This window comes from Hymenobacter piscis, from assembly GCF_018760735.1.
GTDB lineage: Bacteria > Bacteroidota > Bacteroidia > Cytophagales > Hymenobacteraceae > Hymenobacter > Hymenobacter piscis.
Genome location: NZ_JAHHZN010000004.1, coordinates 170,618 through 184,199, shown reverse-complemented (window position 1 = coordinate 184,199; position 13,582 = coordinate 170,618). Strand labels below are relative to the sequence as shown.

10 protein-coding genes and 1 tRNA gene are annotated in these 13,582 nt (G+C 64.3%); 1 reads left to right on the top strand and 10 read right to left on the bottom strand.

Annotation, left to right across the window (positions count from 1 at the left end; translation table 11 throughout):
• Nucleotides 1-90: 90 nt before the first annotated feature.
• From KLP40_RS06385 to KLP40_RS06355, 7 genes are all read right to left on the bottom strand, one after another.
• Nucleotides 91-1,497 carry an MFS transporter gene (locus tag KLP40_RS06385; protein WP_215592932.1) on the bottom strand — a complete coding sequence of 469 codons (1,407 nt, stop codon included), beginning with the start codon at nucleotides 1,495-1,497 and terminating at the stop codon, nucleotides 91-93.
• A 308-nt stretch (nucleotides 1,498-1,805) separates the two neighbouring features.
• Complete coding sequence (locus KLP40_RS06380) at nucleotides 1,806-2,399, bottom strand: nucleotidyltransferase family protein (RefSeq protein WP_215592931.1); 594 nt, start codon at nucleotides 2,397-2,399, stop codon at nucleotides 1,806-1,808.
• A 153-nt stretch (nucleotides 2,400-2,552) separates the two neighbouring features.
• Nucleotides 2,553-3,749 (bottom strand): XdhC family protein, encoded by a 1,197-nt coding sequence (locus tag KLP40_RS06375; RefSeq protein WP_215592930.1) that lies wholly within the window; start codon nucleotides 3,747-3,749, stop codon nucleotides 2,553-2,555.
• A 146-nt stretch (nucleotides 3,750-3,895) separates the two neighbouring features.
• Nucleotides 3,896-6,226 (bottom strand): xanthine dehydrogenase family protein molybdopterin-binding subunit, encoded by a 2,331-nt coding sequence (locus tag KLP40_RS06370; protein ID WP_215592929.1) that lies wholly within the window; start codon nucleotides 6,224-6,226, stop codon nucleotides 3,896-3,898.
• Between the two features lie 102 nt (nucleotides 6,227-6,328).
• Nucleotides 6,329-7,312, bottom strand: a complete 984-nt coding sequence (locus KLP40_RS06365; protein WP_215592928.1) for an FAD binding domain-containing protein — start codon at nucleotides 7,310-7,312, stop codon at nucleotides 6,329-6,331.
• A gap of 153 nt (nucleotides 7,313-7,465) precedes the next feature.
• Complete coding sequence (locus KLP40_RS06360) at nucleotides 7,466-8,101, bottom strand: (2Fe-2S)-binding protein (RefSeq protein ID WP_215592927.1); 636 nt, start codon at nucleotides 8,099-8,101, stop codon at nucleotides 7,466-7,468.
• 229 nt (nucleotides 8,102-8,330) lie between these two features.
• Nucleotides 8,331-8,807 (bottom strand): META domain-containing protein, encoded by a 477-nt coding sequence (locus KLP40_RS06355; protein WP_215592926.1) that lies wholly within the window; start codon nucleotides 8,805-8,807, stop codon nucleotides 8,331-8,333.
• Between the two features lie 430 nt (nucleotides 8,808-9,237).
• On the opposite strand from KLP40_RS06355, the gene KLP40_RS06350 reads away from it, so the two are divergent.
• The gene (locus KLP40_RS06350) at nucleotides 9,238-10,917 is read left to right on the top strand and encodes an SBBP repeat-containing protein (RefSeq protein ID WP_215592925.1); all 1,680 of its coding nucleotides are present in this window, start codon (nucleotides 9,238-9,240) and stop codon (nucleotides 10,915-10,917) included.
• Nucleotides 10,918-11,144: 227 nt separating this feature from the next.
• Here KLP40_RS06350 and KLP40_RS06345 read toward each other — a convergent pair.
• The 3 genes from KLP40_RS06345 to KLP40_RS06335 all read right to left on the bottom strand — a co-directional run bounded on the left by KLP40_RS06345 (nucleotide 11,145) and on the right by KLP40_RS06335 (nucleotide 13,419).
• Nucleotides 11,145-11,232, bottom strand: a tRNA-Ser gene (locus tag KLP40_RS06345).
• A gap of 81 nt (nucleotides 11,233-11,313) precedes the next feature.
• Nucleotides 11,314-12,366 (bottom strand): asparaginase, encoded by a 1,053-nt coding sequence (locus tag KLP40_RS06340; protein WP_317196754.1) that lies wholly within the window; start codon nucleotides 12,364-12,366, stop codon nucleotides 11,314-11,316.
• Nucleotides 12,367-12,639: 273 nt separating this feature from the next.
• A complete protein-coding gene (locus KLP40_RS06335; RefSeq protein ID WP_215592924.1) occupies nucleotides 12,640-13,419 on the bottom strand; it encodes a TatD family hydrolase in 780 nt (259 codons plus the stop codon).
• Nucleotides 13,420-13,582: the final 163 nt, after the last annotated feature.

The window sequence follows — 13,582 nt, the reverse complement described above, 5'->3', positions numbered from 1 at the left end:
AAAACAGCAACGAGCACCGGGGCGGCCGGTGCTCGTTGGCAAGTACTGAAATTTGCGGGTATCAGCCAACGGCTACGTTTCGTCCGGCTGCTAGTTGCCGCTGAGGCCTTCCGCCAGCTTCGGATCAGCGCCGCTCACATCGTCGCGCAGCTTCTTGCCGCGTAGGCGAAGCAGGAAAATCAGGCCCAGCACGAAGAACACGATGAGCGACAGAATGCTGTTGCGCATGGATCCCGTGAGTTGGGCGATAACGCCGAAAACGGCCGTACCAATCACAATGCTGAGCTTCTCGGTCACGTCGAAGAAGCTGAAGAAAGCCGCCGTGTTGGGCGTGTTTTCGGGAATAATCTTGGAGTAGGTGGAGCGCGAAAGGCTCTGCACCGCGCCCATCGTGAGGCCGATAACGGCGGCCAGCGCGTAGAACGACCAGCCCGCCTGCACGAAGTAGCCCCCGATGCAGATCAGCATCCAGATGAACACGGCCCAGCTCAGGGCCCGGGTATTGCCGATGCGCTCCGACAGTTTCGAGAACAGGTACGCGCCCAGAATACCCACAATCTGGAGCAGCAGAATAGTCAGAATCAGGGCCGTGCTTTCCAGCTTTAGCTCTTCATCGCCGAAGATGGTGGCCACGTACATCACCGTCTGCACGCCCATGTTGTAAGTGAAGTAGGCCAGCAGGAAGCGTTTCAGATTGGGGAGCTGCTTGAGCTGGTCCCATACCTTGCCCAGCTCCCGGAAGCCGTTGAGCAGCCAGCCCGACTCGTCGGCGGCCCCGGCGGGACGGCCAGGGTCGGCGGGCAGGGCGAAAAAGGCAATCTGGGCGAAACCGGCCCACCACAGCCCCGTGAGCAGGAAAGCCAGCCGGGTAGCAAACCCTTCTTCTAGCCCTACCGCTTCGTGGCCCATAATCAGCCCCAAGCAAACCAACAGCAGCAGCACCGAGCCGATGTAGCCCATGGAAAACCCGCGGGCCGACAGCGAATCGTACTTTTCCTCGCTGGAAATCAGGGGCAGGTAGGAATTGTAGAACACGATGGACCCCGAAAACCCAATGGTAGCCAGCACGAACACGAAGGTGCTGAGCGTGAGCGTATCGGGCGTGAAGAAGAACAGCGCGGCGCAGGAAAAGGCCCCGAGGTAGCAGAAAATCTGCATAAACAGCTTCTTGCGCCCCGAGAAATCAGCCAGCGACGTGAGAAACGGGCTGATGAGGGCAATGAACAGGAAGGCCGCCGAAATGGCGTAGGTCAACAGCGAGGAGCCGGGCACCTGGAACCCCAGGAAATCCACCGGGCTTTTGCCGCTGTCGGTTTTGGTGATTTGCTTCACCATGGCACCCCAGTAGATGGGGAAAATGCTGGAGGTGATGACCAGCGGGTACACCGAGTTGGCCCAGTCGTAGAACGTCCAGCCCCGGGTGATGCGCTTATCGTCCTTGGGAATATGGTACAGGTCCGTACCGGGAGTAGCTTGGGCGGCGGTAGCGTCGCTCATACAAGGGGAGAGTTTAGGTAGATTCGGGCAAGATAACGGGATTTTGGCGCCACCGTTGCTGGGCCTGGGTCCCTGGAAGCTGTTCGAACCAATACGAATAGCTGCCCGAACGGTATAAAACGATGTAGAGACACAATATTTTGCGTCTCGTCGTTGCTGAAGTTGTTTTGGTGAACTGCTCGGTGCCAGTTGTTCAACGACGAGACGCAAAATATTGCGTCTCTACACACTTCTCAGCTCACTGAAAAAACAGCTCAAAAGGCCTCTCATCAGCGAAGCAGCAACCTGTAATCCCAACCGATTCCCTTCTACTCCCCAGCCAGCAGCGCTGCGTACTGCTCCGGCGTGTCCACGTCCACGGCACCTAGCGCGAAGGGCACTGCCGCCACCAAGGCCGCGTGCTGGCGCAACAGCTGCCCCGCTCCCGCCCCGGCCGGCAACGCCCGCAGCAGCGGAAACGCTTCGGTCGCGAAATACACCGGCACGCCCTGGGTTTCGGCGTAAGCCGAGGCCACGATGGGCCGGCCGGTGCAGGTGTGCGCCGCGTGCAGCTCCGCCAGCAAGGTGGGCGTCACGAAAGGCTGGTCGCAGAGCATGACGGTTACGCCGGCCGGGGTTGGCAGCAGGGTTTCGAGGAAGGTGAGGCCGGTCTGGATGGAAGCGCCCATGCCGGCGGCCCAGTCGGGGTTGCGCACCACCTGCACCGGCAGGCCCGCCAGCTCCGGCAGCAACTCCTGATGCAGGGCGCCAGTGACAACCACCACCGGCGCGCCAGACGCGGCGGCTACGGCCGTTTCGGCGGCGCGGCGCAGCAACGTTTGGCCCTGAAACTGGAGCAGCTGTTTGGGCTGGCCGAGTCGGGACGAGGAGCCGGCAGCCAGCAGGAGAATGGCGTTGGACATGGGGGTGGCAGGTAGCCGGATGAATGGCTATCCGGCAATAAAGTCGGAGGGCTGAAAAAGCAGTAGCGCGAACTTTGCAGTTCGCGCCCCCGGGCCGTTGAACGAATCTGACGCCGCGGGGACACGAACTACAAAGTTCACGCTACTGTGGGTTTACTCGCCGATGGCGCACATGGCGTCTACCCGGCCCTCGGGTACCAGCGGGGCGTTGGCGTGCAGAGGTGGGTGGATAGGATGCGGGGAGTCGCGCAGGAAGCCGGCGGGGCGGCCCGTAAGCACCGCCTGGATTTCGGCCACAATGGACAGGGCAATTTCCTCGGGGGTTTCGGCCCCTAAATTCAGGCCGATGGGGCTATGGATGCGGCCCCGCAGCTGCTCAGCCGCGTCAGACGTATCTTTGGTGAGGTCTTCCAGTAGCCGCTCGTACTTCTTGCGCGGCCCCAGCAGCCCGATGTAGCGCGCCGTGGCGGCCGGCAGCAGGTGCTGGAGCACCGCGAGGTCATAGTAGTAATTATGTGTCATCAGCAGCGCGAAGCTGCCGTCGTGGGGCTGCTGGCTCACCTGCGCCAGCGGCAGCACCCGCACTTCATCAGCCTCGGGGAAGCGGGCGGGCTGGGCCTGGGCGGGGCGGCCATCTACTACCAGCACGCGCCAGCCGAGGCCGGCGGCCAAGCGTACCAGCGGCTGCACGTCGTTGCCGGCCCCGTACACGGTGAGGCGCACGGGCGGGCGCAGGATTTCCAGGCTCACGCGCACGGTACCGGCATCAGGCGGGTAGTGCCGGGTAGCCGGCTGCCCGGCCGCCAAAGCAGTGCGGGCATCAGCCAGAATAGCGGCGTACAGGTCAGCGGCTTCCGGCAGCGTGCCCTGAGCGGTGTTATCCGAAGTCAGCAGCAGGCGCTGGCCCACGGCTACCTCAGCCCCCAAACCGGCCGTGCTGAATACGGTGGCCACCACGGCGTTGGCCTCCACGCCTTCGGCCCAGCGGCGCAGCAGCTCCACGGGGTTGTCGGGGTTTTGGAAGTCGAGGGGTTCGAGCAGAATCTGCACGATGCCCTGGCAGCCCAGCGCGGCCCCGAATTGCAAGTCGTCGTCGGGGTCGGTGGAATCGTAGGTGACGACAGTGGGGCGGCCCTGCTGAATCACGCGGCGGGCGCGCTGGCGGGCGTCGCCTTCGAGGCAGCCGCCGCTGATGGCCCCGGTCAGGCGGCCTTCGTCGGTGACCAGCATGCGGGCCCCGGGACGACGGTAGGCCGAACCGGCCACGTCCACCACCGAGGCCAGGGCGCAGGCGCGGCCCTCGGCGCGGTGCGCGTCGTAGGCAATAAGCAGGCGTTGGAGTTCAGTCATATTTATGAAGCTGTTAGCTGAGAGCCAGTAGCTGTTAGCTTTCGTTCTGATAACGTTCAGCCAAGATGCAGAAGACGAGTATTCTGATAAATACGCCCCTTGAACCAAAGCTCTGAGCTACTGGCTCTCAGCTAACAGTGTGAAGACTATGCTGGCTGGCGCAGGGCTTCCAGCACCTTGTCGGGGGTGATGGGTAGGTGACGCAGGCGGCGGCCGGTGGCGTTGAAGATGGCGTTGCCCACGGCCGCGGCCACGCCCACCATGCCCAGCTCGCCAATGCCCTTTACTCCCAGGTAGTTGATATAGGGGTCGGACTCGGGCACGAATTCCACCTTGATTTCGGGGATGTCGGCGTTGACGGGGATGTGGTAGCCGGCCAAATCAGCGTTGGTGTAACGGGCAAAACTGGCGTCGCGGTGGGTTTCCTCCATCAGGGCCGCCCCAATGCCGTAGATGGCCCCGCCAATCATCTGGCTGGTGGCAGTTTTCAGGTTGAGCACCGTGCCCGCCCCGTGCACGCCCACCCAGCGGGTGATGCGCACCGTGCCCAGGTCGGGGTCTACTTCCACCTCGCAGAAGTGAGCCCCGAACGAGTGCATGGAGTGGCCGCCGGTTTTCTTTTCCTTGCTGTCGTTGTTGGGGTCGGCTCCGTTCTGGCCGAAGTTCTTTTCCTCGTACCCCGCCCCGTACTTGCCGGTGCCGCTGCCCTCAATGTCGGGCTGGCCGCTGCGCACCAAGGCAGCCACCAGGGTTTCCCCCTTCTGGGGGTCCTTGGTCAGGAACATACGGCCCAGCTCCACCTTCACATCGGCAGGCTTGGCTTTGTAGAGGGGCGACTTCTTGTCGGCCACTGCCATCTTCACCACCTTGTCCCACACATCCTCGGCGGCGGCCATGATGGAGGAAGCTACCGTGCCGGCCGCCACCGAGCCGCCCGAGCCGGGGGCCGTGGGCAGGCGCGTGTCGCCCAACTCGAAGCGGATTTTCTCGGGTGCCAGGCCCAGGGCATCGGCCGAAACCTGGGTCATGACGGTGTAGGTACCGGTACCCAGGTCGGTGGCGCCGGCTTCCACTACGGCGTGGCCGTCGGCGAAGAGGCGCACGCGGGCCGTGCCCTGGGAGCTGTGCACCGGGTAGCTGGCCGTGGCCATGCCGTGGCCCACCAACAGACGGCCCCGACGGTTCTGGCCGGGCTTGGCCTGGCGCTTATCCCAGCCGAACAACTCGGCCCCGCGGGCGTAGCACTGCTTCAGGCTCTTGCTGCTCCAGGGCTTGCCGTTGCTGTGGTCATAGTCGGCGTAGTTGCGCAACCGGATTTCGAGCGGATCCAGGCCCAACTGGTTGGCCACGTCGTCGAGGGAGCTTTCCAGGGCGAAGGAGCCGGGGGCCTCGCCGGGGGCACGCATCCACACCGACGTCATTACGTTGGCCCGGGCCAGCTCGTAGGTGGTCGAGTAGTTGGGGCAGGCGTAGAGCATGTCCAGAATCTTGCCGTTCGACTCGGTGTAGTTGTCCCAGGGTGAAGTCGTGGCGCGCTTGGTGTGTACCAGAGACACCAGCTTGCCGTCGGCGGTAGTGCCCATTTTCAGGGTCTGCTCCTGGTCTTCGCGGTGGCCGACGCCGGTAAACATCTGCTGGCGGGTGAGGGCCAGCTTCACCGGCCGGTTCACGGCCTTGGCGGCCAGCACCGTCAGGATGGTGTGGGGCCAGAACGAGCCCTTGCAGCCGAAGCCGCCCCCGATGTACTTGGTTACCACCCGGATCTGCTCCCGGGGCATGCCCAGCAAATCGGCCAGCGCGCCCTGGTGCATGGTCACGTTCTGGCTAGATTCGTACACCGTCAGCTTATCGGCGCCCTCCCACACGGCCAGTGTGGCGGCGGGCTCCATGGGGCTGTGGTGGTTGATAGCGTGCACGTAGGTGGCCTCGTGCCTGATGGCCGCCCCGTCGAAGGCCTGCTGGGGGTTGCCGCGCACCACGTGGCTGTCCTTCTTGCCCTGCTGGATTTTCTGCGGGTCGAACAGCTCGGCTTTGGGGTCGTGGAAGGAGTCGATGGGTGCCTCGGCCTGGTACGTGACGTTGATAAGGGCGGCCGCCTGGGTGGCGCGCTCCAGCGTGTCGGCCACCACCAGGGCCACCGGCTGGCCGGCGTACTGCACCTGGGCATCCTGCATGGGCAAGTAGCTCTGGGCGGCCCGCCACTTCTCCACCTGCTGGGGCGTTTTGGCCGGCTTGGGCAGGTTTTCGTGGGTGAGGATGGTGATGATGCCCGGCTCCTTGGCGGCCCGGGACGTATCGATGCTGGTAATGCGGCCTTTGGCGATGGTGCTGGTTTTGAGCACCCCGTACACTGTGCCGGGCACGCTTATCTCGGCCGAGTAGCGGGCCGCCCCGGTGACCTTGGCCGGGCCATCGACGCGGTCCAGGGGCTTGCCGACCACGTTGGTGGGCGCGTTCTTTGTCTGATTGGTTTCCATTTGATTCGGTAGTTGTTTTCTCGCAGAGAGATTCGCGGAGGCAAAAGCAGGTTTTCTGGTCAACCGCTGCGCCTCCTTCTGCGGCCCTCTGCGAGAAATAAGTTAGGCGGCCACTTCACTTAAAGCCCGCACCAGCGTATTTTGGGCCATTTCCACCTTGAAGGCATTGTGCTCCCGGGGCTTGGCCCCGCGCAGGGCCGCTTCGGCGGCAGCCCGGAACACGGCCTCGGAGGGAGCTTTACCCACCAGCATCTTTTCGGCCTCGGGGGAGCGCCAGGGCTGGGTGCCCACGCCCCCCAGGGCCACTTTGGCCGCCCGGATAATGCCGCCCTGCACCTCCAGGCCCACGGCGGCCGAAGCCAGCGCGTAGGCGTAGGAAGTCCGCTCGCGCACTTTCAGGTACAAAGACTTCTGGGCCGCCACGGTCTGCGGAATGGTCACGGCCACTAGCAGCTCATCGTCTTCGAGCACCGTTTCCTTCTGAGGCGTGGAGCCGGGCAGCAGGTAGAACCTGGTGATGGGTACCTCGCGTTGCTTGCCCTTGGCGTTTTCCAGGGTCAGCACGGCGTCGAGGGCGGTGAGGGCCACTGACAGGTCGCCGGGGTAGCTGGTGGCAATGCAGGCCTCGCTCGTGCCCAGGATGGCCAGGTTGCGGTGGTCACCCTCGAGGGCGGGGCAGCCAGTGCCGGGCTCGCGCTTGTTGCAGGGAAACGCCGTGTCGCGGAAGTAGCCGCAGCGGGTGCGCTGCAGAATGTTGCCCCCGATGCTGGCCATGTTGCGCAGCTGGGCCGAGGCCGCCAGCAGCAGCGACTGCGACACGGCTGGGAAGTTCTTCACCACCAGCGGGTGCTCGCCCACGTCGCTCATGCGCTCCAGGGCCCCGATGCGCAGGCCGTTCTTGGTCATTTCCACGCCCCGGAAGGGCAGCGTGTTCACGTCGATGAGCTGGTCGTGGTTTTCCACGTTGAGCTTCATCAGATCCAGCAGGGTGGTGCCGCCGGCAATAAAAGCGGCCGATTTATCGGCCCGCTTGGCGGAGGTGGCGTCCTTGGCCTTGTCGGCCTGGTAGTAGGAAAAGTTATTCATCTGTGCAGTGTTGAGTAGTGAGTACTTCGTATTGATGAATCGTCGGGCTGCTTCGGCTAGCAGGCTGACGTCAGTAGTAGGGTATTTCGCGTCGAAGAATCGATTTCGCCTCCACGGCATTCCAGTCATCGACTCAATACCCAGTACTCCATACTAACTACTCTTGGCCGCCTCCAGAATGGCGGCCGTGATGTTGGGGTAGGCACTGCAGCGGCACAGGTTGCCGCTCATCCACTCGCGCACCTCGGCCTCGGAGCCGGCGTGCCCTTCCTGCACGCAGGCCACGCCCGACATAATCTGGCCGGGGGTGCAGTAGCCGCACTGGAACCCATCGTGCTTGAGGAAGGCGGCCTGCATGGGGTGCAGCTCCTCGCCCTTGGCCAGGCCCTCGATGGTGGTAATTTCCTTGCCCTGAGTCATCACGGCCAGGGTCAGGCAGCTGTTCACGCGGCGGCCATCCACCAGCACCGTGCAGGCCCCGCACTGGCCGTGGTCGCAGCCTTTCTTGGAGCCGGTCAGGTCGAGGTACTCACGCAGGGCATCGAGCAGGGTGACGCGGGGTTCGGCCTGAATGGTACGGACGGTGCCATTCACCTTCAGGCTCAGGGCCGAAACCCCTTCCACTTTGCGGGAAAGGGCTGTCAGGCGCTCGGCCTGGCTGAGGAAAGGAGGGGCCAGGGCCAGCCCCAGGATGCCGCCAGCCTGCTTCATGAAAGTGCGGCGGGAGCCGTCGTTGGCAGGCTTGCCCGGGCCGCCGGCGGGAGTATCGGGGGTGATAGGTTCGGTCATGGAAGGGGCAGGAATAATGAGGGGGTGAAAGCAAGCAACCTGGTGCCGGACTGATGGTTTGGCTCCGCCCGGTACCGGGCGGGACAGCCGGGGCCGAATCACGGTACTTCACACGTACGCTCGCGCCGTGTCCCGCGTTGTCGGCCACCGTTGGAAGTGCCAGCGGCCGGCGGCAACACGGGGCGTAACAGCAGTTGCCCGCCCAAGGCAGATGATCAGTGCAGATGGCTTACTTCCCGCCCACGGTAGCCAGGCGGGCCAGCGGGGTGCCCAGGGTATCGGCCCCGAACAGACTCAGCATATTGGCGCTGATGCGGTAGTGGCGGGTATCGCGCAGGGCCTGCATAAAGCGGGTTTCCACGGCCAGGTCGGGGCAGGCCATGCGGGTGCTCATCAAAGGCCCCAGCCGCAGCTGACGGCCAGCGCCCAGCTCGAACGGCCCGGCGAAACCGTTGCAGGCCGCCTCACCCTCGGCCCGGTCGTTCTGCAACAGCAGAAACGGCATTTTTTCCGTTTGCGGGGCCGGCTCGCCGGCCAGCTCGCGCAGTTCCCAGCGCAGGCCCTGCAGGGGCATGGTGGCGGGTGCCACGGCGGGCGTTGCCGAAGCATCGGCGGCAGCGGGTTGTTTGTTCATTTCTTGATTACAGGCCGCCGTGGCCAGCAGACCCAGCATCAGGGCCGGGTAGATGCGGAAGGAGAAAGTCATGCGGGTATGGAAAGAGGGTAGCACTCTGTAACGACCATACGCGAGAAAAGTCCTTTGGCTGCTTTCAGCAGCAAATTCTCAGCGTTTCCGCCGGGAGTCGTACGGTAGTCTTCAGATACTGTACTGGGGCAGAGACGCAAGATTTTGCGGCTCTGCACGCAACCAGCTTTTAAACCATCGTAATACAACCGAAGCTCCCTATCTTCCCCGCCCGTTCCGCTACCTGGTTTCTATCTTCCTTGACTTACCCTGAATTTGAAGCCCGCTGGAAATCAGCCGGCGACGCGGCGCACGCCAACTACGGCCTCTTCCTGCTAGTCTTCTGCGACCCGCTGGGCTAACCCCGTCCCCACCCACGACGGCGCGTACGCGAAGTACTACCCTCCCCCGAAATCCCCCTATACTTTCCTTTTTCTTACTTTTTCCTATCGTGAACACGCTTACCCTCCCCCGCCGCCTGACCGCTGCCCTCTCCGGGCTGCTGCTGACTGCCGCCGCCGCTACTGCCCAAACCGCCCCCCCTGCCTGGACCAGCGCCCGGGCTGTGGGGTCGGGCAGCAGTGCCGTGGGCAACGCTGCCGTCGATGCCGCGGGCAACCTCTACGAAGCCGGTACGTTCTCCGGCTCCACTACCGTGGGCGGTACCACCCTCACCAGCCAGGGCAGCACCGATGGCTTCCTGGCCAAATACGCCTCCGACGGCACCGTACTCTGGGTGCGGCAACTGGCCTCCCCCGGGGCCGACTACGCCTACGCCGTTGCCCTCGACGCGGCTGGCAACGCCTATCTGACGGGCTACTTCACCGGCTCCGTGGACCTGGGCAACAACCTGAAGCTGGAGGGCGGCACCACCACCGGCCGCAAACTCTACTGCATCCGCTACTCGTCCCAGGGCCAGCCTGAATGGGTGCAGCAAAGCACCAGCGCCAACAATAACGAATCCGCCAGGGGCACGGGCATTGCCCTCGATGCCGCCGGCCACGTGTACGTCACCGGACTCCTGACGCGGGCCCTCACTATCGGCCCTACCACCATCGGCGAGCCAACCGGCCTCCTAAGCCTACAGGCTGGCTACGTAGCGCGCTTCACGGCCGCTACCGGCGCCCTGGAAGCCCTGACCACCGCCTTCACCTACCCGGTTCCCACCACGGGCAGCCTGTCTTATTTTAATCCTCTGATAACAGCCTCCCCCACCGGGCAGGTGTACGTGCTCAACCGCTTCGAGCAGAGCCTGCTGCTGCCCACTACCACCCCCCTCACCAGCACCGGCGATACCGACGTGGCCGTGCTTCGTTACGCTCCCGACGGCACCCTGCAATGGGCCCGCCAGTTCGGGAGCCCCGCCCGCGACGAAGTAAGCCAGACGGCTACCGATACCGCCGGCAACCTGTACGTGGCCGGTCTGTCATTTGGGTCCGTCACGGCCGGCAGCGTTACCCTGCCCAACGCCGGCAGCGCCGACGGGCTGCTGCTTAAGTACGATGCCACCGGCACCGTGGAGTGGGCCCGGCCCCTGGGCGGCCCCGGCTTCGATAAGCTCTCGGGCCTGACCCTGGATGCCGCCGGAGCCCCCTACGTAACGGGCTATTTCGAGCAACGCGTTACCATGGGTACCCAAACCCTTACCAGCGCTGGCGGGGTCGACGTGCTGGTAGCCGCTTATTCCCCCCAGGGGCAGTTCCGCTGGGTTCAGCAGGCCGGTGGCCCCGGCAACGACAACGGCTACTACCTCGGGGCCGCCGCCAACGGCGACCTGTTCGTAACCGGCAGTTTCGCTTGGGCGGCCACTTTCGGCTCCCTCGCCCTCACCACCACCCGTTCTTCTGAAACCTTCGTGGCCCGCCTGGGCAATGCTATGCTCGGCACCGGTTCTGCCCGGCCGCTGGCTCTGCACCTCGCCCCCAACCCGGCCCGTGGCCAAGTGCACCTCAGCGGCCTACCCACCGGACACCCCGTACAAATCCTGGACGGCCTGGGCCGCCTTGTGCGCACCCCCCACCTCCCCCCCGATGCCATCCTCTCCCTTCAGGACCTTACTCCGGGCCTCTACCTCCTGCGCGCCCTCGACGCCCAGAACCAGCCCTACGCTGGCCGCTTGGTGGTGGAGTAAGCGGTTGTCGGGGCAGTTGGCGCCCCCCGGCCCGCCCCCCGACTCCGGCGAAGTCTCTCCCGCTCCCCGAGGCTTCGCGCAGCAAGCAAACCGGGGCCGGGCCCGCCATTTAACGCTGCGACGCGAAGTGCTGCATCTCTACAGCTCTTTTTCTGAGCCAACCCGCTCCCTACGCGTACCCTGAAGAAACAGAAAGCCCGTTTCTGACTCAGAAACGGGCTTTCTTGCAGAGAGGATGGGATTCGAACCCACGATGAGCTTTAGACCCATACACACTTTCCAGGCGTGCTCCTTCAACCACTCGGACACCTCTCTGGGTGCGCAGCCGGGCTGCGGTTAGGTGGCGCAAAATAACACCCGATTTTCGGGATACGCAAGCCCCGCCGGTCCAAAACCTCAGAGGGGCGAGATTTCTCCCCGCAGGTTCTGGCCGAGCAGGTGGCGGGCCTGGGCCGGGTTCTCGCTGATTCCCAGCACGAACATGAGCTTGGTGATGGCCGCTTCCACCGTGATATCCTCCCCCCCCACAATCCCGATTTCCGACAAATAGGCGCTGGTTTCGTAGCGACCCTGCAGTACCCGGCCCTCCTCGCACTGGCTCACGTTGAGCAGCAGCACGCCCCGGTCGGCGGCTTCGCGCAGGCAGCGCAGAAACCAGGGCGTGGTGGGCGCGTTGCCCGAGCCGTAGGTTTCGAGCACGCAGCCGCGCAGGTCGTCCACTTCCAGCTGGGCGCGCACCATGCGCTCGGTCAGGCCCGGGAACAGGCGCAGCACCGTTACGCGCTCGTCCAGGTGCTCGTGCACGCGCAGGGCGGCGGCGGGCAGGGGTCGGATCTGCCGGTCGTGGAAGGTAAGCTCGATGCCGGCCCGGGCCAGGGGCGGGTAGTTTTCGCTGCGGAAGGCCGCGTACTGCTGACTTTCCACCTTTTTGGCCCGGTTGCCCCGGATCAGCAGGTCGTTGAAGAACAGGCAGACTTCGGGCACGCGCACGGCCCCGGTGGCGGGGTGGCGGGCAGCGGCCATTTCCAGGGCCGTTACCAGGTTGCGGCGGGCATCGGTGCGGATGCGGCCCACGGGCACCTGGGCCCCGGTAAAGACCACCGTTTTGCCCAGGTTTTCGAGCAGAAAGCTCAGGGCCGCCGCCGAGTAGGCCATGGTATCGGTACCGTGGAGCACCACGAAGCCGTCGTAGCGGGCGTAGTTTTCGGCAATGAGGGCGGCCATGCGCCGCCAGTCGGCAGTGGTTACGTTGCTCGAGTCAATGGGCTCGCCCAGGTTGGTCACGTCCACCTGCATGTTGAGCTGGCCCAGCTCGGGCATCTTGCGCCGGATCTGCTCGAACTTCATCGGCACCAGCTCACCGCGCTTGTTATAGGCCATGCCGGCGGTGCCGCCGGTGTAAATCACGAGAATGGAGGTTTCGGGGGCAGCAGGCAGCGTAGCAGACACGGTCGGACAGGGGTTGGGGTGGAGCTGCTAAGGTAACAGGTGATGGGGTGAGGAGGTGATGGGGTGAGGAGGTGATGGGGTGAGGAGGTGATAGGGTGAGGAGGTGATGGGGTGAGGAGGTGAGGAAAGAACTGTCATCCTGAGCATGTGGCGAAGGATCCTATCACGCCGAAACGGCCGCACCAACGACTAGTTGCAACGTGATAAGATCCTTCGCTCCGCTCAGGATGACAGTTCTTTCCTCACCTCCTCACCTCCTCACCCCATCACCTGTTACCTAACCCCCGCTTCTCCAAACAGGGCCAGCGTGTTGCGGGTAGTGGCCTGGGCTACTTCTTCCACCGAAATATCCAGCAGCTCGGCTACCCGGCGGGCCACCAGGGGCACGTAGGCGGGCTCGTTGCGCTTGCCGCGGTGGGGCACGGGGGCCAGGTAGGGGCAGTCGGTTTCCAGCAGCACATGCTCCAGCCCCAGGCCGGGCAGCACCTTATCAAGGCCGCCGTTTTTGAACGTGGCCACGCCCCCGATGCCCAGCTTGAAGCCCAGGCGCACGACCTCCTCGGCCTCGGCGGGCGTGCCCGAGAAGCAGTGGAACACGCCCCGCAGGGTGCCGTCCTGGGCCTCGGCGATGATGTCGGCTGTTTCGCGGAAGGCGTCGCGGGTGTGCAGCACCAGGGGCAGGTGGTGCTGTTTGGCCAGCGCCACCTGCACCCGCAGGGCCTCCTGCTGCTCGGCGAGCAGGGTTTTGTCCCAGTACAGATCAATGCCGCACTCCCCCACCGCCGCGAAGGGCCGGCGGCTGAGCCATTCCTCCACCTCGTACAGCTCCCGTTGCAGGTTGCGCGTCACGTGGCAGGGATGCAGGCCCATCATGGCAAAGCATTGGCTGGGGTAGCGCGCCTCCACGTCGAGCATGGCCTCGATGCTGTCGTGGTCGATGTTGGGCATGAAGATGGTTTCGATGCCGTGTTCATAGGCCCGCTGCAGCATCTCGTCCTGGTCGGGCTTGAACTGGGGCGAGTACACGTGGGCGTGGGAATCGGAGAAGGTCATTGTGAGGGACTGGGGGACTTAGGAACTGGGGGATTGGGCCACAAAGATACTGTCATCCTGAGCGGAGCGAAGGACCTTATTCCGCCGGAATAGTCAAGACTACTCGTTTTGGCGGGACAAGGTCCTTCGCTTCGCTCAGGATGACAGCATATCAATTCAGTCC